This window comes from Halanaerobium polyolivorans (assembly GCF_020711195.1).
GTDB classification, from domain to species: domain Bacteria; phylum Bacillota; class Halanaerobiia; order Halanaerobiales; family Halanaerobiaceae; genus Halanaerobium; species Halanaerobium polyolivorans.
The window spans coordinates 184,491-207,701 of the sequence record NZ_JAJFAT010000002.1; the positions used below are offsets into that span (position 1 = coordinate 184,491).

The window sequence follows — 23,211 nt, forward strand, 5'->3', positions numbered from 1 at the left end:
AATGGAACCCAATGGCTGTAAGGTTTCAGCAGTGGCAGAAAATGAAGTCGTCTTAGAGTTTTACTGATGAAAAAGAAATTTTATTTTAATTTTCTTGATTAGTCAGTAACGGCACAGAAGTCGTTAACTAATGAGAGCTTTCTTAATAAAAGGAAGAACTAAGGTGGTACCGCGAATAAACTCTTCGTCCTTATGGATGTAAGAGTTTTTTTATTTTATATTTAAAATTATGGGAGGGAATTAATTTGGAGAATTTAGCAAAAACTTATGATCCAGCTAAAACAGAAGATAAATGGTATGATTTTTGGCTGGAAAACGACTATTTTAAACCGAAAGAGAAAAGCGAAACTGAAAAAGGTACTTTTAGTATTGTAATGCCACCACCAAATATTACAGGTCAACTGCATATGGGGCATGCATTGGATAATACTTTACAGGATATTTTAACACGCTGGAAGAGAATGCAGGGTTATCGTTCTTTATGGCTGCCAGGTACAGATCATGCAAGTATTGCTACAGAAGTAAAAGTAGTAGACAAACTTAAAGATGAAGGTATAGAAAAAGATGAAATTGGTAGAGAAGGATTTTTGAAAAAGGCCTGGGAATGGAAAGAAGAATACGGTAATAGAATTACCAATCAACTTAAAAAAATGGGATCTTCTTGTGACTGGTCCAGAGAAAGATTCACCTTAGATGAAGGCTGTTCTAAAGCAGTAGAAGAGGTTTTTATCCAGCTTTATAATGAAGGGCTCATTTATCAGGGAGATTATATCGTGAATTGGTGTCCCAGCTGTCACACAACTTTAAGTGATATTGAAGTAGAACATCAGGAAACTGAAGGTAATTTTTATCAAATTAAATACCCATATAAAGACAGAAAAGGTTTTATTACTGTTGCAACAACTAGACCGGAAACTATGCTTGGTGATACTGCAATTGCTGTTCATCCCTCTGATGAGCGTTATCAGGAACTAGTAGGTGAGAAAGTAATTGTACCATTAGTTAACAGAGAAGTAGAAATAGTAGCAGATGAATATGTTGACAGTGAATTTGGAACAGGAATGGTAAAAGTAACTCCAGCCCATGACCCAAATGATTTTGACATTGGTCGTCGAAATGATCTAGAGATTATTTCGGTAATTGATGAAGATGCTAATATGACTGAAGCTGCTGGTGCGGATTACAGTGGTCTTGATCGTTATGAAGCCAGAAAAAAAGTTGTAGCAGATTTAGATAAGCAAAATTTATTGATCAAAGTAGAAGAACATCAGCATAATGTTGGTGAATGTTATCGCTGTGATACGGTTATTGAACCTTTAGTTTCTAAACAGTGGTTTGTTAAAATGCAGCCGCTCGCAGAACCTGCTATTGAAGCTGTAGAAGAAGGGGACATCAACTTTGTTCCAGACAGATTTAGTAAAGTTTATATGAATTGGATGAATAATATTAGAGATTGGTGTATCTCTAGACAGCTATGGTGGGGGCACAGAATTCCAGTTTATTATTGTGATGATTGTCAAGAAGTTATTGTTAGCAGTGAAAAGCCTGAAGCTTGTAGTAATTGTGGAAGTACCAATCTCCATCAAGATGAGGATGTTTTGGATACCTGGTTTTCCTCAGCGCTTTGGCCTTTTTCTACCCTTGGTTGGCCTGAGGAAACAGAAGATTTAATTAGCTTTTATCCGACTGATGTTTTGGTTACAGGTAGAGATATTATCTTTTTCTGGGTTGCTCGAATGATTTTTATGGGACTTAAATTTCAGTCAGAAAAACCATTTTCTGATATCTATATCCATGGTTTAATTCGCGATGCTCAGGGAAGAAAAATGAGTAAATCTTTAGGGAATGGAATAGATCCCTTAGAGGTTATAGATAAGTATGGAGCAGATGCCTTACGTTTTACTTTAATAACCGGTAATACACCAGGTAATGATATGCGCTTTAGGGAAGAACGGCTTGAAGCAAGTAGAAATTTTGCTAATAAAATTTGGAATGCTTCCCGTTTTGTCTTAATGAACTTAGAAGATTTTGATTTAGAATCTGTAGATAAAAGTGAACTTAAAGAGACCCTTGCAGATAAATGGATGCAGAGTCGGCTGAATACTGTAATTGATGAGATTGACAGTGCTTTAGAAGATTACAATTTTGGCGAAATGGCAAGCAGTTTATATGATTTCATCTGGAATGAATTTTGTGATTGGTATATTGAACTTTTAAAAGCCAGGTTATATCAAGAAGAAGATCCAAAGGCAAAATTAACTGCTCAATATTATGCTTTAAACACCTTAGAAAGCTTGTTAAGACTGCTTCATCCAGTTATGCCCTTTATAACTGAAGAAATTTGGCAAAAACTTCCGGGAACTGACGGTAGTATTATGAGAGCTTCCTGGCCTGAAAAGGATATAACTAAGTTAGAAAAAGAAGCAGAATCTAAAATGGAATTAATTATGAGTGTTATTAAAGCAGTGCGAAATATTAGAAATGAAATGAAGGTTAATCCAGGCCGGCGAATTAAAGCATTACTTGCTGCTCCAGAAGAAAAAGCTGCTGTTTTAGAAGAAGGTAGAGAATATTTAGAAAATCTGGCTAGAATAAAAGAATTAACAATTGCCGATGATCAATTAGAGAGACCAGAGAAGGTCTCAACTTCTATTGTAAATGAAGTTGAAGTCATCTTACCTTTAGAAGGTATGATTGATCTTGATAAAGAAATTAAAAGGTTAGAAAAAGAAATAGAAGAAGTAGAATTTGAGATTCAAAGAGCTCAAGGTAAATTAAACAATGATGGTTTTGTTAACAATGCTCCCAGTGATTTAGTTGAAGGAGAAAAAGCTAAACTTAAAGAGTATAAAGAGAAAAAAGAGAAATTAATTGAACGCAAAGAAGAATTAGCTCAATAACTCTTAAAAATTAAAAATCTAAACTTATTGAGCTCAAAGGCCAGGCTGAAAGTATATTTAACTTTTACCTGGCCTTAAACTATTTATAAGCTATTTAATATCCAAAAATTAGCACAAGTAAAAGAAGGATTTAAACAGTTAAGCTAGAATATATTTCTTAGTAATATACTATAATTTAATTTATAATTTAATTCATTATAAAATGAGCAGGGAGAAGGAGTAAATTGAAAAAATTTAAAAAAGAAATCAGCTTTTTTGTTGCAATCTTCTTAGCAATTATAGTCTGGAATTTAGAGATAGCAACATTACCTGCTGCTGGCCAAAAGACATTAGCTTTATCATTAATGACAGTTTTGTTTTGGGCGACAAAAGTAGCTCATCCAGGTTATGTATCTGCCTTATTTTTATCACTATTATTAATCTTTGAAATTGCTCCCCCAACTGAAGTTTTTTCACTTTGGACTTCATCTTTGATTTATATTATAATTGGAGCCTATCTTATAGCTGCAGCAGTTAAATCTTCTGGCTTAGGAGAGAGGATTGCCTACAATTTCATTTTAAATTTTGTTAACTCTTATAAAAGCATTATTTATTCAATTTTTATTTTAACGCTTTTTTTAAGCCTCTTAATTCCTCATCCCTGGCCGCGTTCTTTTTTAATTATGTCAGTTATGGCAGTTGTAATAGAAAGTGCAGGCTTATCAGATGATGATGCGGCAAAAGTAGGTCTGGCAGTTTTTGCTTTTTCTGTACCTATTTCTATGATATTTTTAACTGGAGACAGTACAATTAACATTCTTGCAGTAGAAATGTCGGGTCAGACTTTGAGCTGGCTTGGCTGGCTCTATCATATGGGGGTTCCAGCAGCTTTAGCATCAATTTTAACCCTTATTCTATTTTTGAATTTATTTAAAGCTGAAAAAGAAGTAAGTATTAATAAAGCAAAAATTGAAGAAAAATTATCAGATTTAGGTTCACTTTCAAATAAAGAAAAAAGAATGATATTCTGGATCACAACTGCTATTATACTCTGGACAACTGATTCTTTACACGGCATAGATTTAGGCTGGGTTACTTTATTAATTGCTGTTTTAATGGGAATGCCTGTAGTTGGTAATGTCTTAGAAGCTAAAGACTGGCAGAATGTTCCTATTGGGATTTTGTTTTTCTTAACTGCTGCAGTTTCTATTGGTAGAATTGGTAGTAGTACAGGTATGAATGCCTGGATAGCTTCTGTTATTTTACCAGCTGAAATTCCAGCTAATATGCTGCTCTTTGCTTTAATGGTTGCTTTAATATCAATTACTTTACATATGTTTTTAGGTAGTGTAATAGCAGTAATGGGAATTGCCATTCCATCTTTTATAATATTTGCCGAAGGTTATGGCATAAATCCCTTGGTACCTGCTTTAATGGCATATTCATCTATAGCCCTTCATTATGTTTTCCCTTTTCATCATTTGAATATCCTGGTAGGTCTAGGCAAACATAATGGCTTATATGATGATAAAAAAGTTATCAAGCTGGGAATACCACTAACTATAATTATCATAATTGTAGTTGTATTTGAAGCAATCTGGTGGCAAATAACCGGATTATTATAAATAAAAACAGATTTTTGAGGAGGAACTATGCGAGAATTTTTAGAATTAAACCCACCTAATAAATTTTGGGATAAAATTAAAGAATATTTAGTAAATAAAAAATTAAAAATTGAAAATCTAACTTTAGATGATTCACTTGGCAGAATCGCTGCAGAGGATATACTATCACCTGCTGATCTGCCTCCATTTAGCAGATCAACTGTAGATGGTTATGCTGTTAGAGCAGCAGATACCGCTGGAGCATCTGCTGCTATGCCTTCTTTTTTAGAGCTGATAGGTAGTGTAGAAATGGGTGAGAAAACTGATTTAGAGCTTTCTGAAGGAGAAGCAGCTGCTGTACCTACTGGTGGGATGCTGCCTAAAGGAGCAGATGCTGTTTTAATGATAGAGAACACTGAAAAGATTGATAATCAGACAATAGAGAGTTCTAAATCACTGGGAATTGGCGAAAATGTAGTTAAAAAAGCCGAAGATATAGCCCAGGGAGAAATATTATTTAAAAAAAGGCATAAATTTATGGCCCGTGATATAGGAGCATTAGCTGGATTAGGGATTACTAAAATAAATTGTTTTAAGAAAGCTGAAGTAGCTGTAATTTCCACAGGTGATGAACTTATTCCACCTGAGGTAGAAGCAAAAGCAGGTCAAATAAGGGATATAAATACCTATACAATTGCTTCTTATTTACAAAAAATTGGTGCTTCTCCTAAAAAAGTAGGAATAATTGAAGATAAATTTGAAAGTTTAAAAAATAGTGTAAAAAATGAACTTGATAAAGATCTTGTTTTAATTTCTGGAGGTAGTTCAGTTGGAATTAAAGATATGACAATTGAAATTCTTGACTCATTAGGTGAACCAGGTGTTTTATTACATGGTCTTTCTATTAAACCTGGCAAGCCAACTATACTTGCCATTATAGATCAAAGCATTGTGATTGGTTTACCGGGTCATCCTGGTTCAGCCTGGACAGTAACTACAACTTTGGTATCCGAAGTAGTTAAAATGCTAACAGGAGAGAAAGAGATTAATGAACTAGGTATAGATGATGAAAAATACATTATTCAAGCTAAATTGAGTAGAGCTGTAGTGTCTGCTAAAGGAAGAGAAGAATATATACCGGTCAAAATAACTAAAGATAAAAATGGTGAACTTTTAGCTCTTCCTCAGCTTGGTAAATCCAGTTTAATAACTAATCTGGTTAAAGGAGATGCTGTTTTAAAGATTGACAGCTATCAAGAGGGAAAAGAATTAGGAGAAATTGTTGAGTTAAGAATAATAGAAAAGTAAATATTTCATCTAGGAAGGATGGACTAAATGGTTAAAAGATATTTAGACAAACTGCCATTGAAAAAAGCAATTGAGATTTTAGAAGAGGAATTTAAGGATTTGAGAGCTGAGACAGAAATTATAGCTGTTGATCAAGCAGTTGGCAGAGTAACTGCTCAAGGTATTAAAGCTAATAGATCTGCACCAGATTTTTATGCCTCTGCTATGGATGGAATTGCAGTTAAAGCTAAAGATACAGCAGATGCCAGCAGCAGGAATCCAATTATTTTAAAAAAAGGTGTTCAAGCTGTACCTGTTGATACTGGTAATCCTATTCCAGAAGGTTTCAATGCAGTTATTAAAATAGAAGAAGTTAATGAGGTCGATGTAGATAACTATCAAATTGAAAAAAGTGTGCCGGTTTGGAATCATATTCGTTCAATCGGAGAAAGTGTTGTTAAAGGGAATTTAATTTTAACTGCTGGCCATAAGATCAGAGACTTTGATCTTGGTGCTCTGCTGGAAGCCGGTGTAACTGAGCTTGAAGTTTATAAAAAGCCAAAGGTAATAATTATACCTACCGGGGATGAACTTGTTAGGCCAAGCAAAGAACTAAAAAAAGGCGAATTAGTAGAATTTAATTCAGCTATGGTTAAATCAGCTCTTATTAAATGGGGAGCTGAAGTTAAAGTTAGAGATATTATAAAAGATAATAAAGAATTAATAAAAAAAGAAGTTAAAAAGGCAAGCAAAGAATGTCAATTGCTCATTATTTTATCAGGCTCTTCTGCAGGCAGAAAAGATTTTACCCGTGATATTTTAAAAGCAGAAGCTAAAATATTATTTCACGGTGTAAATATAATGCCGGGGAAACCTATTTTAACAGCTAAATTAGATGATAAAGCAGTTGTTGCTCTGCCTGGTTATCCTATCTCGGCTTTACTAGATAATTATCTTTTTGTTAGAGAATTAATATATTTATTGCAGGGTCAAAAAGCTGATCAATTTGATCAGGAAGTGGTAGAGGTCAAGCGTAAGATAAGTTCAGATATTGGTTTAGAAGAGTTTATACGGGTTAATTTGATTGCAGATAGTAATGGTCAAAAGCCTTTAACTGCTGTTCCTTTAAAAAGAGGATCTTCAGCTATGGAATCAATTATAAAAGCTGATGCAATTTTAAGAATTTCAGAAAATAAAGAAGGATTAGCCCCTGGAGATAAAGCACCTGCAGTTTTATTAAAATCTAAAGCTAAAATTAAAAAAGATCTACTTTTAATAGGCAGTCACGATCTAAGCCTTGATTTGATCAGGAATGAGATTGCAAAAAGAGGAGCAGATTTTAGGCTTAAATTACAAACTGTTGGCAGTATGGCTGGTTTAACAGCTCTAAGAAGGGGAGAATCTCACTTAGCAGGGGCACATTTGCTTGATAGTGAAAGTGGAGAATATAATATTTCTTATCTCAAAAGGTTTTTTAAAAATAAAAAGATGGCCCTAATTAATTTGGTTAATAGAGAACAGGGTTTTTATTTAAAAAAAGGTAATCCTAAAAATATAAGCTCAATCTCTGATTTAAAAAATAAAGATATTAATTTTGTCAATCGGCAAAGAGGAGCGGGAACAAGGGTATTATTTGATTATTTACTCAAAGAAGAGGGAATAGATAGCACTCAGATTAATGGTTATAATAAAGAGGAATTTACCCATATTGCAGCAGCAGCAGCTGTCGGTAGAGGTTCAGCAGATGCAGCTTTAGGCATTAGAGCCGCTGCAGAAGTAATTGGAGTTGATTTCTTGTCTCTTACTAAAGAAAGCTATGACCTTATTTTAGAAGCAGCAATGCTTGATGATCCAAGAATTGAGTATTTAATTAAATTATTGCGGGAAAAAGAAATTAAAGAGCAAATTAAAGCACTTGGTGGATATGAAGTTAATGCTAGTGGTTCCCTAAAAATTTTAGAACTTTAATTCAATTTTAATTATGCTGTGATATATTAGGGAAGGGGTTAAGCATGGAAAATATAAATGACCAATCAGGTAGAAAAATAGATTATTTACGGGTATCAATTACAGATCGTTGTAATTTGCGTTGCCATTATTGTATGCCTGAATTAGGAATAAAAGAAAAAAGTCATGATGAGATATTAAGCTATGAAGAAATAATTAAAATTGTAAAAAATGCTCAAAAGATTGGCATAAATAAGCTTAGAATTACGGGTGGAGAACCTCTAGTAAGAATTGGTGTTGAAACTTTGATTGAGCAGTTGTCTAAATTAGGTCTAAAAGATATATCTATGACAACAAATGGTGTTTTGCTGGCAGAGAAAGCGGAAAAACTGAAAAAAGCTGGGCTTGATAGGGTAAATATTAGTCTAGATACTTTAAAGCGGGACAAATTCAGCAAGATTAGCAGGCGTGATAATTTTTGTGAGGTAATAAAAGGGATTGAGGCTGCTCAAAAATACGGCTTAGAACCTGTAAAATTGAATGTAGTAGTTATGAAAAATATCAATGATGACGAAATACTTGATTTTGTTGAATTTGCTAGTAATAATAATCTTATAATTCGTTTTATAGAGTATATGCCCTTAGGTGGAGAAACAGCTTCAGAAAACTTTATCAGCAGTAAAGATATAAAAGTTCAAATCAAGAAAAAATTTACTTTAGAAAAAGCAGATGCTGTAGGTAATGGACCTGCTAAATATTATTCAATTCAGGGTGGTAAAGCTAAACTAGGCTTTATTTCTGCTTTAACTAATCATTTTTGTGCAGACTGTAATCGGCTTAGATTAACAGCAGATGGGAGATTAAAACCCTGTTTAGCAAGTGATTTAGAGCTTAAAATAGACAAAAAAATGACCGATGATTTAATATTAGAAAGCTTTAAAAAAGCCTTAGAGATAAAACCTAGAGCTCACAATTTAAACTTTAAAGATAATCTCAAATATAAAAGAACTATGTCACAAATTGGAGGTTAAGTTATGGATAAAGCTTTTACTCATCTTGATGAAAATGGAAAAGTAAAAATGGTTGATGTTTCAGAAAAAGATATAACTATGCGTAAAGCTATTGCAGCAGGAGAAATTCAAATGCAAGCAGAAACTCTGAAAATGATTAAAAGTGGTAAAATAAAAAAAGGAGCTGTGTTAGAAACAGCCAGAATTGCTGGAATAATGGGAGCTAAAAAAACTTCGGATTTAATACCTATGTGTCATCCCTTATTATTGAGCAGCATTAAAGTTGATTTTGATAGTGATTTTTCTGATAGAATAAAAATTAAGGCTGAGGTAAAAAATAGTGGGCAGACAGGTGTTGAAATGGAAGCCTTAACTGCCGTTAATATCAGTGCTCTAACCATTTATGATATGTGTAAAGCTGTAGATAAATCAATGGTGATTAAGGAGATAAGATTATTATATAAATCTGGAGGAAAGAGTGGGATTTATGAGCGAAAAGAAGGTTAATAAAATTAAAACTGCAGTTTTAACTATTAGTGATAAAGGTTCTCGGGGTGAACGAGATGATCTCAGTGGCCCAGTTTTAGCAGAAATGATGCTTGAAGTTGGTGCAGAAATAGTTCACCGAGAAATTATTGCTGATGAAATAGAAGAGATTAAATCTGCTTTAATCTACCTATGTGATCATAAAAATGTTGATTTGATTTTAACTACTGGTGGAACAGGTTTTGCTAAAAGAGATATTACACCTGAGGCAACACTTGCTGTAATAGAAAAAGAAAGTCCTGGCTTAACAGAAAAAATGAGAGCAGATACGATTTCAATTACTCCTAAGGCGGCATTATCTAGAGCAAGGGCAGGAATTAGAAAAAACACTTTAATAATCAATTTTCCGGGCAGTCCAAAAGCTGTTCGAGAATGTTTGCAATCTATAATAGATATTATTCCTCATGGAGTAGAAATATTAACAGGAGAATTTACTGAACATAGGCATTAACTATTTATATTTGTGAGGTGAGAGATTTTGGAAGCTAAAGTCTTAGCGGTTTGTAAGAGTAAAAACAAGGGTACTGTTAAAAGGCCAGTAGAAAAAGGTTATTTAAAAGAAAATTATGGCCTTAAAGGTGATTCTCATGCCGGCAAATGGCATCGACAGTTGAGCCTTTTGGATAATAGCAGTATTGATAAAATGAGAGGAAAAGGTTATGAACTTCAGTTTGGAGATTTTGCAGAGAATATAACAACTGAAGGTTTAAAAAAATTGTCTGAACTTCCTCTAGGAAGCAGATTAAGAATAAATAATGATATAATAATTGAAATTACCCAGATAGGGAAGAAATGCCACCATGACTGTGAAATTTTAGAGGTAATAGGTGATTGTGTAATGCCTAGAGAAGGAATATTTGCTAAAGTAATTAGTGGTGGTGAAATTAAGGCTGGAGACAAAATTGAAATTTTAGAGAATGATTAGAAGAATTAATTTAAGCTTAGGAGGTATTAAAAATGGAAATGATAGGAGTCAGTGCATCTGCAAGTAAAGCTGGCAAGACAACTTTAATTTCCTTAATGCTAAAAAATAGCCGCTACAAAGATGCCGTAATCAAAACTTCGGTTGATAATGAATTAGATCAATATAAAGTGATCAATGATCCAAAAATAATTAATCAATCAGGTACAGATACCAGCAGATTTGTTGAACATGGTGCAGATAAGGTGATTTTAATGCAGAGCCCAGCTGCTGAGCTGCCAAGTGCATATCAAATAGCAAGAAGCTTGCTTGCTGATGGTATAGAAAGATTATTTATTGAAGGTAATACAATAATTAATTTTTTAAACCCTGATTTATTATTTTATTTAGAAAATAAAGATCAACCAGAAAAAGAATCAGCAAAAATGGTAAAAAATAGAGCCTCTATTAAAATAAATACCAATCTTATTTTACAGACAAATGATTTAAGCAATCTAACTTTTGATATCCAGGCAGATAAGTTAAGCTGTTATCAGGCCCATCTCTTAGCAGATCTCTTTAATCTAAAACTAGGAGAAGTTGGGAAAATAGTGAAAGAACAGGATGTTAAAATTATTAAATGTATGCTGGGGCTTTTTTAAAAAGATAGTTATTTAAACTCTAATCAGAAGCTGATATGGGAAAAGAGATTTTAAAAAAGTTAGTTTTTTGGCTAATAATCTCTTTTCTTTTTTTTTGATAAACTTGACTAGTAGTCGAAAAAGTGATATAAATTTACTTAGACCAATAAAGGAAGGTGAATATTTTGCGAAGAGCTACAATAACAGGATTGGGTAAATATCTGCCGGAAAAGGTGATGACCAATAAGGATCTAGAGGAAATTGTTGATACTAGTGATGATTGGATTAAAGCCAGAACCGGTATTGAAGAACGTCGAATAGCTGCTGATGATGTAACAGCTTCTGATTTAGGAGTTAAAGCAGCTGAAGAAGCTCTTGAAAAAGCCGGGCTAAAAGCAGATCAGCTTGATCTAATCATTGCTGCTACAATAACACCTGATATGATGTTTCCTGCTACTGCTTGCTTGATTCAAGATAGAATTGGAGCAAGTAAAGCCGCTGCTTTTGATTTAGAAGCTGGATGTTCAGGTTTTGTATATGCTGTTAGTGTTGCCAGTAACTTTATTGAATCAGGTATGTATGATAATGTAATGGTTGTTGGTACAGAAGTTTTATCAAAAATTTTAAATTGGGAAGATAGAGGAACCTGTATTTTATTTGGTGATGGTGCAGGTGCAGCAGTTTTACAGGCCACTGATAAAGGTGGGATACTTGCCTCAGATCTTGGTTCAGATGGATCCGGAGCAGATACTTTATATATGCCTGGAGGAGGTTCATTAAAACCTGCTTCTCATCAAACAGTTGATAATAGAGAACATTATCTGTATATGGAAGGGAATCAGGTTTTTAAATTTGCAGTTAAAACAATGGGCAAAGCTTCATTAAAAGTTCTTAAAAAGGCAGGTTTAAACAAAGATGATGTAGATTTATTGGTACCTCATCAAGCAAATACAAGGATTATTGCTTCATCTGCCAAAAGATTGAAGCTGGAGCCTGAACAGGTTTTTGTCAATTTAAATAAATATGGTAATACATCTGCTGCTTCAGTACCGATTGCTCTTGCTGAGGCGGAAGAAAAAGGTTTAGTTAAAAATGGAGATACTGTAGTTTTAGTTGCTTTTGGTGCTGGTTTAACCTGGGCATCTGCAGTATTAGAATGGAATGACCTAAAATAATTTTTAAAATAAAATAGCTTAAATAAATATTTAGATCAGTAATAGTGAAAATATTAATTATCTGGAGGTTTGAAAATGACTAATAACTTGGTATTTATGTTTTCAGGTCAGGGATCCCAATATGTTGGAATGGGAAAAGAACTTTACGAAAATTATTCAGCAGCTGAAGAAGTTTTAAATCAGGCTGATGATTTGCTGGATTTTGAACTAAAAAATATGATTTTTAATGGGCCTGAAGAAACTTTAAATAACACAAAAAATACTCAGCCAGCTATTTACACTGTTAGTGCTATGGTAAAAGCTGTTTTAGAGGAAGAAGGTATTAAAGCTTCAGCTGTGGCTGGACATAGTCTAGGAGAGTATTCTGCTCTTTATGCAGCTGGTGTTCTATCTTTTGCAGATGGTTTAAAACTAGTCCGCAAAAGAGGAGAACTAATGGATAAAGCTGACCCTGAAGGAAAAGGCACTATGGCTGCAGTAATTGGTTTAGAAGACAATTTAGTAGAAGAAATTTGTGAGCAGGTTGAGGGGATTTGTCAGGTTGCTAATTATAATTCTCCGGGTCAGGTTGTTATTTCTGGAGAGGTTAAGGCTGTTAAAAAAGCTGAGGACATCTTAAATGAAAAAGGAGCTAAAAGGGTAATACCATTACAGGTCAGTGGTGCATTTCACTCTCCATTAATGGAACCGGCAAAAGAAGAATTAAAAAAATTAATAGAAAGCATTGAATTTAATGATGCAGAACTGCCTTTAATAGCAAATGTAACAGCTAATTATGTTAAAGCTAGTCAGGAGATAAAAGAAGTACTTATTAGCCAGCTTGATAATAGTGTACGTTGGTCAGAGACAATTGAGAAGTTTAAAGGAGATGGTTATCAGGATTTTGTAGAATTAGGTCCTGGAAGAGTTTTAAAAGGTTTAATGAGAAGAATCGATCGTTCATTAAATGCCTATAATGTTGAGGATAGTAAAAGTTTAAATAAAACATTAAAGAAATTAAAATAAATGCAAAATTTTTTAGGAGGAATTTAAGAATGGAAAAAAGAGTTGTAATTACTGGTGCAGGTGTTGTTCATGCCCTTGCTACTGAGGTAGAAGAATTTTGGGAGAAAATTGCGGCAGGTGAATCAGGGGTAAGCAAAATAGAGAATTTTGATGCATCTGAATTTCCAAGTCAGATCGCTGCTGAAATTAAAGATTTTGATCCTGGGAAATATATAGATCGCAAAGAAGCAAAAAGAATGGCCCTTTACAGTCAGTATGCAATTGTATCATCTTTAAAAGCATTAGAAGATGCAGAATTAGAATTAACAGATGATATTGCAGAAAGAGCTGGAGTTATAATGGGTTCTGGTATTGGAGGTATAGAAGTTTTTGAAGAGCAGGTAGAAAAGTTACATAAAAGAGGTCCGCGGAGAATAAGCCCTTTCTTTATACCAATGATGATTGCAAATATGGCAGCAGGTAATGTTGCTATTTATGCTAATGCCAAAGGACCAAATATGAATACAGTAACTGCTTGTGCTTCTGGTACATCAGCTATTGGAGAAGCATTTGAAACGATCAAAAGAGGTGCTGCTGATATAATGATTGCTGGAGGAACTGAGGCTGCAATTTCTCCTTCTGCTTTAGCAGGTTTTGGTAATATGAAGGCCCTATCTACTCGTAATGATGAGCCTCAAAAAGCAAGTCGTCCTTTTGATAAAGATAGAGATGGTTTTGTTATGGGTGAAGGTGCAGGTGTGCTAATTTTAGAAGAATTAGAAACTGCCAAAGCAAGGGGAGCAAATATTATAGCAGAAGTTGTTGGCTATGGAGCATCTGGTGATGCTTATCATATTACTTCTCCAGCTCCAGAAGGAGAAGGAGCATCCAGGGCTATGCTGGCCGCAATAGAGCGTTCAGGTTTAGAGCTAAATGATATAGACTATATCAATGCCCATGGGACTTCAACACCTTTAAATGACGAATATGAAAGTACTGCAATAAAAAATGTTTTTGGAGATCACGCCTATGATTTAAGCATTTCTTCTTCAAAGTCAATGACAGGTCATTTGCTTGGAGCTGCAGGTGGTGTAGAGGCATTAATTACAGCTATGGCAGTAAAAAATGATGTAGTACCACCAACAATTAATTTTAATGAAGCTGGAGAAGGCTGTGACCTTGATTATCAGCCTAATAAAGCTGGCCAAAAAACTATTAAAGCTGCTTTAAGTAACTCCTTTGGTTTTGGTGGTCAGAATGCCTGTATTATTATTAAAAAATATCAAGACTAAGCAAATAATAATAGAAAAATATAACAGCCTGTCAGCTTAATAAGTTGGCAGGTTTTATTATTCGCTAATTTATTGATTATTTCTCTGCAAAAGATTGAAATTTATTAGCAAAAAATATATAATCAAAATGTAGTTTGAAAATATATTTGTTTTATTAGGAAGAAGGTATTTTAAAATATGAAAGTATTTGCACTTGTTGGTGCTAGTGGGACTGGGAAAAGTCACCGGGCTGTATTGTTGGCCAATAAATATCAGATACCCCTGATAGTAGATGATGGCCTTTTAATATATTCAGGAAAAATTATGGCTGGGAGCTCTGCTAAGAGGGAAGAAAGCAAGATGGGAGCAATCAGGCGTGCTCTCTTTTTTGATGATAGACATGCTGAAGAAGTTAAGGCATCTTTAAAGAAAATTGATGAAGATAAAATTTTACTAATTGGCACTTCACTTGGTATGGTAGAAAGGATTGCTCAAAGATTAGAATTAGAAAAAATAGATAATTATATTGATATTGAAGATATTTCTTCCCCGGAAGAGATTGAGAAAGCACTTGAAGTTAGAAATACAAAAGGTAAACATGTAATTCCTGTACCGACAATTGAAGTTAAAGAAGAATTCACAGGTTATCTACTTCATTCATTAGAATTATTTTTCAAAAAAGATAATCGGACTGTAAGACATGAAAAAAGTATAGTAAGACCTAGATTTAGTTTTTATGGTAATTTGAGTATTCATAATCGGGTTTTGGTAGATTTAATTAAATATTTTTTAAAAAGAAAAAAAGAGGTCGGGAAGTGCAAAAAAACAAAAATTGAAGAAATAAACAATCTCTTATTTGTCGATATTTCAATAGAATTACTATATGGGATTAATATTCCTCAATATTTAAAAACTCTTCGTCATAATTTAAGAGAATCTTTATCTACAACTACCGGTATTAATGTCAAAGAGATTAATATAGAAGTCTATTCACTTTTTCTAGAAAATGATAGTTAATTGAGGGGGATTTTGATGCGCAAATATCATCAGAAAAAATTAGAGGCTGAAGCTATTTATCCATATCAGCCCTGGAAGATAACAGAAGAAGAATTTTTAGTTGAACATAATCATCACAATGAAGCAATATTTGCTTTGGGCAATGGTTATATGGGAATTAGAGGTACATTAGAGGAAGACTATCCTGGTAGTGAAGAAACAACAACTCCTGGCTTTTATATCAACGGAGTTTATACCAGTGAGGAAATTATTTATGGAGAAAAAGCTCCTAATTTGCCTGAAGATGGTCAGACCATAATTAATTTAGCTGATTGGAGTGAAATAAATCTCTATATCAATGAAGAAAAACTCAATCTGCTTAAAGGTAATTTAATTGATTATAAAAGAGAACTTGATCTTCAACATGGTGTTTTAAGAAGAGAATTAATTTGGGAAGATCGCAAAGGAAGACAGGTAGAAGTTAAAATTATAAGATTAATTTCTTTAAGTAGAGATCATATTGCTGCGATTAGATATGAGGTAACACCACTTAATTTTTCTGGTAAAATAAGTATTAATTCTGCTATCAATGGTGATGTCAGTAATCATCACCATCTGCGTGACAAGAAAACTCTTGAGGGTTTAAAATCAGAGTTAGATGGAGACACAGGTATTTTATTACATAATGTTAGAGAAACTAATTTTAAGGTTGCTTATGTTGTTGAACATATTTTAAATAAAGATGCAGAGAAAAGCTGTGAGATAAAAAGCAATGCTTTTAATGATAGGATTGACTGGATATTTGAAGCAAATGCAGTTAAAGGCAAAACATGCAGGGTTGATAAAATTGTTGGGGTCCATCACAGCAAAAAAGAAAAAGAAACTCCACTTAGTGATGCAAGAGCTTCGGTTGCTAGAGCTGTAATCTCAGGTTTTGATAAATTACTGCAAGAACAGTCAGAATTTATGCGAGGTTATTGGCATGATACAGATGTTAAAATATCTGGTAATATGGCTCTTCAGCAAGGTTTTCGTTTTAATGCTTTTCATATTCTCCAGGCAACTGGTAAAGATGGGATGACAAGTGTTGCTGCCAAAGGACTTAGTGGAGAACATTATGAAGGACATTATTTCTGGGATACTGAAAGTTATATCTTACCTTTTTATGCCTATCAGCGTCCTGAAGTTGCCAGAAACTTATTGATTTATCGTTATAACTGTTTAAATGAAGCAAGGGAAAATGCAAAAAGAATGAAACTTAATGGGGTATTATTTCCCTGGAGAACAATCAATGGTAAAGAAGCTTCTGGATTTTTTATGGGCTCAACTGTACAATATCATATAAATGCAGATATTGCTTATGCAGTTAATTTATATTATCAAGTCAGTAAAGATCAGGAATTCATGCAGAACTATGGTTTAGAGATATTGATAGAGACTGCTAGAATGTGGGTTAGTTTAGGTAGTTATATTGCTGATCATGATAATAAGTTTTGCTTTAATGTAGTTTGTGGTCCAGATGAATATAAACCTGGAGTTAATAATAACGCTTTTACAAATTATATGGCCAAATTTAATCTAGAAACTGCTGCAGAAATGGCAGAAATAATTAAAGAGAGAGCTCCAGAAAAATATAATAAATTACTTGATAAAATTGATTTTAGTCAAGAAGAGCTAGAAGATTTCAAAAAAATTGCTGAAAATATTTATTTACCTTATAATAAAGACTTAGAAATAACTCCTCAAGATGATTCCTTTTTAAGCAAAAACCCAATTGAAGTTGATAATATTCCTGAAGAAGAACTACCACTTGTTAAAAATTGGCATCCATTAATCATCTGGAGATATCAGGTTATTAAACAGGCAGATGTTATTTTATTAATGCTGCAGCTAGGTGATCAATTTAGCAAAGAGCTAAAAACAAAAAACTATGATTATTATGAGCCTAAAACAACCCATGATTCTTCTTTATCACCAGCTATATATAGTATTATAGCTGCAGAAATTGGCTATAAAAAACAATCATATAATTATTTTATTCAAACTGCTAGACTTGACCTTGATGATTATAATGAAAATGCCTATCAAGGAGTTCATACTGCCTGTATGGGAGGAACATGGTTGGCTTTAGTACAAGGATTTACTGGAATGAGAATGTTCAATGGTAAATTATATTTCCATCCCCATTTACCAGAAAATATGGATGAATATCAATTCCGTATTCGTTTTCAAGGTAGTCAGATAGAAATAACTGTTAGTGAAAAGGAGACAAATTATCTATTGATTTCCGGTGATAAAATTGAATTTAAACACTATGATGAGTTAATTATTTTGGATAAAAATAATTTATCAATAAAAGCAAAAAACAAAAAATAGAACTTAGTTAGTTAAATATTTAAATTTATTTTTTAAGCAGGTGTAAAAATGGATTTTAAGCAAAAAATATATATCTTACTTGCTGGAGGAGTTTTCTTTTTATCTCTTTCAGGTATTTTAGTGAAAATTGCAAGTTCACCACCAATGATTACAGCTTTTTATCGTATGTTTTTTACAGTGCTGCTTTTAACACCTTATTTCCTTAAAAATCACCGTCAAAAGGCTGCTTATTTTTTGGATTACCGACCTCTGTTGGTCGGTTTTCTGCTCGCAGTTCATTTTATACTCTGGATAACTTCTATCGAATATACCGACATTTCAAATTCGGTAATATTTGTTGCTTTACAACCACTTTTTACAATAGCCTTGGAATATTTATTTGCCAAAGAAGATTTAAGACCTGGGGCCTTAATAGGTATTGTTATGGCTTTTATAGGAAGTAGTATTATTAGTATAGGTGATTTTTATCAACTGGGAGATAAATTATTTGGCAACTTCCTTGCTTTATCAGCAGCTTTTTTTGCCGCCTCATATTTATTTATTGGGCGCGGAGTAAGAAAAAAGTTAGATTATTTCCCTTATTTATATATTCTTTATACCTATGCTGCTATTTTCCTCGGCATAGGAGCTTACATTTTTGAGATTCCATTTTTCGGTCATGGAATAAATAATTATTTAATCTTATTAGCTCTGGCTGTTGGACCAACTTTAATCGGTCATTCAATATTAAATTATTCCGTTCGTTATTTACCAACTTCCATTGTTTCTTTATCTATTTTAGGTGAGCCAGTTTTGACTACTTTTATGGCCTGGTTGTTATTAAATGAACAGGTCCTTTTAACAACTTTAATTGGAGGAGCCTTTATATTAAGTGGAATTTATTTAGCCTCTGTCTATAATTATCGAAAAACTAAACTGCAAAAAGAAGCTTTGTTTGCTGAAAAAAATAGTTAAAATTTAAAATTATTGCTTTTCAGACTGGACATTTATTACAATTACATATAAAATAAAAAATGAGTTAGCTTTAAAAAGCTTTTAGGAGTGATTAATTTGTTAAAAAAACTTGCAAATACTGTAAGAGGCTTATCAGCTGATATGGTTGAAAAGGCCAATTCCGGCCATCCCGGAATGCCGATTGGCTGTGCAGATATAGGAGCTTTATTATTTGGAGAGGTTATGAATATAGATGGCTCAAAAGCAGACTGGCCAAATAGAGATCGTTTTGTCTTGTCTGCTGGACATGGTTCTGCCTTTCTTTATTCATTTCTGCATTTAAGCGGTTTTGATATCAGCAAGGATGATTTAAAAGAGTTTAGACAGTTACACTCAAAAACACCTGGTCATCCAGAATATGGAGAAACAGCCGGTGTAGAAACAACAACCGGGCCCTTAGGCCAGGGCTTTGCCAATGCAGTTGGTATGGCTGTTTCCGAAAAAATCTTGGCTGAGAACTTTAATACTAAAAAACATAATTTAGTTGACCATTACACATATACAATTCTTGGTGATGGCTGTATGATGGAGGGGATTACTTCAGAAGCTGCCTCTTTAGCAGGTCATCTAGCTTTAGAAAAATTAATTGCAATTTATGATGATAATAATATTTCTATTGCTGGGCAAACTGATTTAACTTTTACTGAATCACCGGCAGCTAGATTTAAAGCATTTGGTTGGCATGTTATTGAAGATGTTGATGGACATGATATTGATCAAGTACGTGAGGCAATAAAAGAGGCCAAAGCAGAAAAGGATAAGCCAAGCTTAATAATGGCGAAAACTCACATAGCTTTTGGTGCTCCGACAAAACAGGATACAAGTGCTTCTCATGGAGCTCCATTAGGTGAAGATGAAATTAAAGGTTTAAAAGAAAAGTTTAAGCTTCCTCTTGATAAGAAATTTTATATCCCCGATAATGTTAAGAAATTCACCCGTAAAAGGGCTTCTAAGATGCAGGATTTACGATTAGAATGGGAAAAGCAATTTGAGCAATGGGCAGCAGAAAATCCTGAGTTAAAAAGAGAATGGGATCAGGCCCAAAAATTAAAACTGCCTTTAGAATTGAAAAAAGAATTAACAGCACTTGATATCAAAACTCCAATAGCTACCAGAAAAGCAGCAGGAGCTGCTCTTAAAAAAGCAGCAGAAATGATACCGTATTTAGTAGGTGGTTCTGCTGATTTAGCACCTTCAACCAAAACTTATCTTGATGATTATGGAGAGATTCAAAAAGATAATTATAAGGGTAGAAACTTCAGATTTGGAGTTAGAGAACATGCTATGGGAGCCATAGTAAATGGTATATCTTTACATGGGGGACTGCGTCCATTTGCTGCTACATTCTTAGTTTTTTCTGATTATATGAGGCCTGCTATTAGATTAGCAGCTTTAATGAAACAACCGGTAATCTATGTATTTACCCATGATTCAGTATTTGTAGGTGAAGATGGTCCAACTCATCAGCCGGTAGAGCATGTTGAAGCATTAAGAATAATACCTGGCTTAAAGGTTTTAAGACCTGCTGATGCTGAAGAGGCAAAAGAAGCCTGGGTAGAAGCATTAGAAACTAAAGATCAGCCGACTGCTTTGATTTTAACAAGACAAAATCTGCCTCAGATAGATAAAATTAATGGCCTCAAAGAATTTCATAAAGGTGGATATTTTGTTAATGATGCTGAGGGTGCTGATATAATTATATTTGCCAGTGGTAGTGAGGTTTCACTTGCAGTTGAAAGCAGCAAAGAGCTTGCCGAAAAAGGAATTAAAGCTGCAGTTATGTCAGTGCCAGAAAGAAGTAAATTAGAGGCTTATCTTAGCCAGCACAAACTAGCAGATGTTGATTTAAAGGTTGCTCTTGAAGCAGGAGTAGGCAACGGCTGGTATAGAGTAGTTGGTAGTGAAGGCTTAGTGATTTCACTGGACCGTTTTGGTTTAAGTGGTAAGGGTCAAGAAGTAGGAGAAGAATTAGGTTTTAAAGCTGAAAAAGTATCTGAAAAAATACTGAATAAACTTAAATAAAGTTATCATTTGTTAAAATTAAATACTATATTCGGATTGAGAATAAGAGTAAATCCGCCTGGAGCTAATGCTGCTTTAGGCGGTTTTTTACAATAGAAAAATATACCAATTTATTATAGCAATCAAAGCACCCAATAATATACCGGCTAGGACTTCAAATGGAGTATGGCCAATTAATTCCTTGAGATCTTCTTTGATTATTTCTTTATCATCACTAAAAGCCTTATCTTCTAAATGGCGAATCAAATTATTTAATACATTTGCCTGTTGACCTACAGCTCTTCTTACTCCACTAGCATCATAGGTCACGATCATGGCGAAGACAGCAACTATAGCAAATAGATCAGAGTTGAATCCATATTTTAAGCCTACAGAAATAGCTAAAGTAGAAACAAAGGATGAATGAGAACTGGGCATTCCACCTGAGGTGAAAAACGCATAAAAATTAAATGGTTTAATAAAAAATATTTTCAAAAATTGCGCAACAAATAACGAGAAAATAGAAATTTCAAGTAAAGACATTCTGAATCCTCCTCATATATTTTGTTCTTTTATAATATTTTGTGTATAATAATATTAATCTTATAAATATATTTTAACTTATAAACAAGATTTAATGCAAATAAAAAAAGAGGGAGGGTAAAGGTGAACCTTTATAATTATATAAATTCTTTTTCACTTTTCGGTTCAAAAGGTGGCTATAATCCCGGATTGCAAAGAATAAAAAAATTGCTAGATTATCTTGGTAATCCAGAACAAAATTTGAATGTAATCCACCTAGCCGGCACAAATGGAAAAGGCTCAACTGCAGCATTTATTGAAAATATTTACCGTCAGGCTGGATATAAAACCGCTTTATATACATCACCTCATTTTTATCATTTTAATGAAAGAATAAAGGTCAATGGAAAAGCAGCTTCAAGCTATCTTTTAAATGATTTGATTAAAGAGCTTAAACAGGCAGTAAAAAAACTTAAAAAAGAGGGATTGGGAGAAGCAAGTTTTTTTGAAGTTGTTACAGCATTAGCTTTTCTATATTTTAAATTTCATCAGCCAGATATTGTTATCCTAGAGACAGGACTGGGAGGCAGGCTTGATGCAACAAATGTAATTAAAAACCCGCTTTTATCTATTATTACTACTATTGATATAGAACATAGCTCTTTATTAGGTAACTCTCTTTCTGAAATTGCCTTTGAAAAAGCTGGTATCATTAAAGAAAACTCGCAAATATTAACTGGAGTAAAATCTCAATCAGCTTTAGATGTTATTGAAAAAATTGCAGGAGAAAAGTCGGCTAAATTAATTAAATTACAGCAAAAATATGATAATATAGAAAGTAGTGGTGGTTTAAAAGAAAATTATTTATCTTTTAACAGCTCTAATAAAAAAATTAAATATGAATTATCTCTTCTTGGAATTCATCAGGCTCAAAATGCTGCCCTTGCTCATTTAGCAGTAGATATCTTAAAGTCTAGCTTCCCTGTAAAAAAGAAAGATATAATTAAGGGGCTCTCTACAGTTATCTGGCCGGGAAGAATGCAAAAGATTTCAGAAAAACCATTAATTATCTTAGATGGTGCTCATAATCCGGCAGCAATTAAAAATCTTAGTCACAGTCTCAAAATATCTTCAGTAGAGTTTAAAAATATTAATCTTATATTTTCTGCACTTAAGGATAAAGATATTTTTAAAATGTTAAGTTATTTTCAAAGATTTAAGCCTGATATCAAATTATTTTTAGCAGAAAACAATTCATTTAGATCTTTTAGTTTAGCAAGTTTAGAAAGAACAGCAAAAAGTCTTGATTACAATTATCAGCTATTTCCAAGTTTGTCAGCTGCAGCTCAAGCTGCTGTTAAAAAAAGTGATAATGATGATTTAATTTTGGCTGCTGGTTCTTTTAATACCGTTTTTGAGTCTGGAATTACATTAATGACAAAAACTTTTTGAGGTGGCAGAAATGAATAAAAATGAAAAAGGATTTTCTTTAGTTGTAGTTGTTATTTTTATGTCAATCGCTGCTTTATTTGTAGGATATTTTCTGGGAAGCTGGCTGATTACTTTTTTAGTAGATGAAACTGAGGAAGAATTTGCTCAAAATGAGCTTGAAGAAGTACAGGAAGATATTTCTAATAGTTTATCTGAAGATATGATTGAGGATCAGTTTGTCGAACAACCTCCAGCAGAAGACCCTCAAGCAGATCCTGAAGAAATGATTGAAGAAAGCACAACCTCTGAAGATTTTAGTGGTAATTATGGTGTTCAAGTTGGAGCATTTACTAATTATAATAGTGCTCTTGTTTTAAAAAATGAATTAGAGGACTTAGGTTATGAAGTTGTAATTACTGACACCAGCCCTCATCAAATTCAGGTACATGGTTATGAAAGCAGAGAAGAAGCAGAAGAGGCGCAAAATGAATTAGAATCCGAGGGATATGAAGGCTTCATAATACTTCGTGAATAATTTCTTAAATTCATTATAAGTGTTGTTTTTACTTGATAATTAGTATATAATAATAATAGTTTGCAATATATTTTGAATAAAAATGGATATATTTATAAAAAATTAAAGGGGT

19 protein-coding genes and 1 other annotated feature (1 of these 20 cut by a window edge) are annotated in these 23,211 nt (G+C 33.3%); of the genes, 18 read left to right on the plus strand and 1 reads right to left on the minus strand.

Annotation, left to right across the window (positions count from 1 at the left end):
* Positions 1–195, plus strand: a binding site (T-box leader) (it extends 46 nt beyond the left edge of the window).
* Between the two features lie 50 nt (positions 196–245).
* The 16 genes from LJ207_RS02525 to tkt all read left to right on the plus strand — a co-directional run bounded on the left by LJ207_RS02525 (position 246) and on the right by tkt (position 20,632).
* Positions 246–2,900 (plus strand): valine--tRNA ligase, encoded by a 2,655-nt coding sequence (locus LJ207_RS02525; protein WP_229343792.1) that lies wholly within the window; start codon positions 246–248, stop codon positions 2,898–2,900.
* 224 nt (positions 2,901–3,124) lie between these two features.
* Positions 3,125–4,504, plus strand: coding sequence for an SLC13 family permease (locus LJ207_RS02530; RefSeq protein WP_229343793.1), 1,380 nt, complete (start codon positions 3,125–3,127; stop codon positions 4,502–4,504).
* A gap of 27 nt (positions 4,505–4,531) precedes the next feature.
* Positions 4,532–5,791 carry a molybdopterin molybdotransferase MoeA gene (locus tag LJ207_RS02535; RefSeq protein ID WP_229343795.1) on the plus strand — a complete coding sequence of 420 codons (1,260 nt, stop codon included), beginning with the start codon at positions 4,532–4,534 and terminating at the stop codon, positions 5,789–5,791.
* A gap of 27 nt (positions 5,792–5,818) precedes the next feature.
* Positions 5,819–7,738, plus strand: a complete 1,920-nt coding sequence (locus LJ207_RS02540) for a molybdopterin biosynthesis protein (protein ID WP_229343798.1) — start codon at positions 5,819–5,821, stop codon at positions 7,736–7,738.
* A gap of 44 nt (positions 7,739–7,782) precedes the next feature.
* Positions 7,783–8,748: a GTP 3',8-cyclase MoaA gene (gene moaA / locus LJ207_RS02545; RefSeq protein ID WP_229343800.1), complete on the plus strand. Its 966-nt coding sequence runs from the start codon at positions 7,783–7,785 to the stop codon at positions 8,746–8,748.
* A 3-nt stretch (positions 8,749–8,751) separates the two neighbouring features.
* Positions 8,752–9,234 (plus strand): cyclic pyranopterin monophosphate synthase MoaC, encoded by a 483-nt coding sequence (moaC, locus tag LJ207_RS02550; protein ID WP_229343802.1) that lies wholly within the window; start codon positions 8,752–8,754, stop codon positions 9,232–9,234.
* On the plus strand, positions 9,215–9,724 hold the full coding sequence (gene mog / locus LJ207_RS02555) for a molybdopterin adenylyltransferase (protein WP_229343804.1): 510 nt from the start codon (positions 9,215–9,217) through the stop codon (positions 9,722–9,724). The genes moaC and mog overlap by 20 nt, the downstream gene beginning before the upstream one ends.
* A gap of 27 nt (positions 9,725–9,751) precedes the next feature.
* Positions 9,752–10,198: an MOSC domain-containing protein gene (locus tag LJ207_RS02560; RefSeq protein WP_229343806.1), complete on the plus strand. Its 447-nt coding sequence runs from the start codon at positions 9,752–9,754 to the stop codon at positions 10,196–10,198.
* 32 nt (positions 10,199–10,230) lie between these two features.
* Complete coding sequence (locus tag LJ207_RS02565) at positions 10,231–10,836, plus strand: P-loop NTPase family protein (protein WP_229343808.1); 606 nt, start codon at positions 10,231–10,233, stop codon at positions 10,834–10,836.
* A 164-nt stretch (positions 10,837–11,000) separates the two neighbouring features.
* Complete coding sequence (locus LJ207_RS02570) at positions 11,001–11,990, plus strand: beta-ketoacyl-ACP synthase III (RefSeq protein WP_255666643.1); 990 nt, start codon at positions 11,001–11,003, stop codon at positions 11,988–11,990.
* Between the two features lie 75 nt (positions 11,991–12,065).
* Positions 12,066–12,995, plus strand: a complete 930-nt coding sequence (gene fabD, locus LJ207_RS02575) for an ACP S-malonyltransferase (protein WP_229343810.1) — start codon at positions 12,066–12,068, stop codon at positions 12,993–12,995.
* A 29-nt stretch (positions 12,996–13,024) separates the two neighbouring features.
* The gene (fabF, locus tag LJ207_RS02580; RefSeq protein WP_229343812.1) at positions 13,025–14,266 is read left to right on the plus strand and encodes a beta-ketoacyl-ACP synthase II; all 1,242 of its coding nucleotides are present in this window, start codon (positions 13,025–13,027) and stop codon (positions 14,264–14,266) included.
* Positions 14,267–14,443: 177 nt separating this feature from the next.
* Complete coding sequence (locus LJ207_RS02585; protein ID WP_229343814.1) at positions 14,444–15,262, plus strand: Asp23/Gls24 family envelope stress response protein; 819 nt, start codon at positions 14,444–14,446, stop codon at positions 15,260–15,262.
* Between the two features lie 15 nt (positions 15,263–15,277).
* Positions 15,278–17,617, plus strand: a complete 2,340-nt coding sequence (locus LJ207_RS02590) for a glycoside hydrolase family 65 protein (RefSeq protein WP_229343816.1) — start codon at positions 15,278–15,280, stop codon at positions 17,615–17,617.
* 48 nt (positions 17,618–17,665) lie between these two features.
* Entirely contained in the window at positions 17,666–18,571 is a 906-nt protein-coding gene (locus LJ207_RS02595; RefSeq protein ID WP_229343818.1) for a DMT family transporter, read from the plus strand.
* A 96-nt stretch (positions 18,572–18,667) separates the two neighbouring features.
* Entirely contained in the window at positions 18,668–20,632 is a 1,965-nt protein-coding gene (tkt, locus tag LJ207_RS02600; RefSeq protein WP_229343820.1) for a transketolase, read from the plus strand.
* Positions 20,633–20,719: 87 nt separating this feature from the next.
* Here the strand turns inward: tkt and LJ207_RS02605 are convergent, their stop codons facing one another.
* Complete coding sequence (locus tag LJ207_RS02605) at positions 20,720–21,154, minus strand: divergent PAP2 family protein (protein ID WP_229343822.1); 435 nt, start codon at positions 21,152–21,154, stop codon at positions 20,720–20,722.
* A 123-nt stretch (positions 21,155–21,277) separates the two neighbouring features.
* On the opposite strand from LJ207_RS02605, the gene LJ207_RS02610 reads away from it, so the two are divergent.
* Positions 21,278–22,585, plus strand: coding sequence for a bifunctional folylpolyglutamate synthase/dihydrofolate synthase (locus LJ207_RS02610; RefSeq protein ID WP_229343823.1), 1,308 nt, complete (start codon positions 21,278–21,280; stop codon positions 22,583–22,585).
* 10 nt (positions 22,586–22,595) lie between these two features.
* Positions 22,596–23,099, plus strand: a complete 504-nt coding sequence (locus LJ207_RS02615; protein ID WP_229343825.1) for an SPOR domain-containing protein — start codon at positions 22,596–22,598, stop codon at positions 23,097–23,099.
* Positions 23,100–23,211: the final 112 nt, after the last annotated feature.

Excerpts from the sequence above, each read along its gene's own strand:
- LJ207_RS02535 (WP_229343795.1), top strand. The coding sequence starts at position 4,532 with ATGCGAGAATTTTTAGAATTAAACCCACCTAATAAATTTTGGGATAAA.
- LJ207_RS02540 (WP_229343798.1), top strand. The coding sequence starts at position 5,819 with ATGGTTAAAAGATATTTAGACAAACTGCCATTGAAAAAAGCAATTGAG.
- moaA (WP_229343800.1), top strand. The coding sequence starts at position 7,783 with ATGGAAAATATAAATGACCAATCAGGTAGAAAAATAGATTATTTACGG.
- moaC (WP_229343802.1), top strand. The coding sequence starts at position 8,752 with ATGGATAAAGCTTTTACTCATCTTGATGAAAATGGAAAAGTAAAAATG.
- mog (WP_229343804.1), top strand. The coding sequence starts at position 9,215 with ATGAGCGAAAAGAAGGTTAATAAAATTAAAACTGCAGTTTTAACTATT.
- LJ207_RS02565 (WP_229343808.1), top strand. The coding sequence starts at position 10,231 with ATGGAAATGATAGGAGTCAGTGCATCTGCAAGTAAAGCTGGCAAGACA.
- fabD (WP_229343810.1), top strand. The coding sequence starts at position 12,066 with ATGACTAATAACTTGGTATTTATGTTTTCAGGTCAGGGATCCCAATAT.
- fabF (WP_229343812.1), top strand. The coding sequence starts at position 13,025 with ATGGAAAAAAGAGTTGTAATTACTGGTGCAGGTGTTGTTCATGCCCTT.
- LJ207_RS02585 (WP_229343814.1), top strand. The coding sequence starts at position 14,444 with ATGAAAGTATTTGCACTTGTTGGTGCTAGTGGGACTGGGAAAAGTCAC.
- LJ207_RS02590 (WP_229343816.1), top strand. The coding sequence starts at position 15,278 with ATGCGCAAATATCATCAGAAAAAATTAGAGGCTGAAGCTATTTATCCA.
- LJ207_RS02595 (WP_229343818.1), top strand. The coding sequence starts at position 17,666 with ATGGATTTTAAGCAAAAAATATATATCTTACTTGCTGGAGGAGTTTTC.
- LJ207_RS02605 (WP_229343822.1), bottom strand. The coding sequence starts at position 21,154 with ATGTCTTTACTTGAAATTTCTATTTTCTCGTTATTTGTTGCGCAATTT.
- LJ207_RS02615 (WP_229343825.1), top strand. The coding sequence starts at position 22,596 with ATGAATAAAAATGAAAAAGGATTTTCTTTAGTTGTAGTTGTTATTTTT.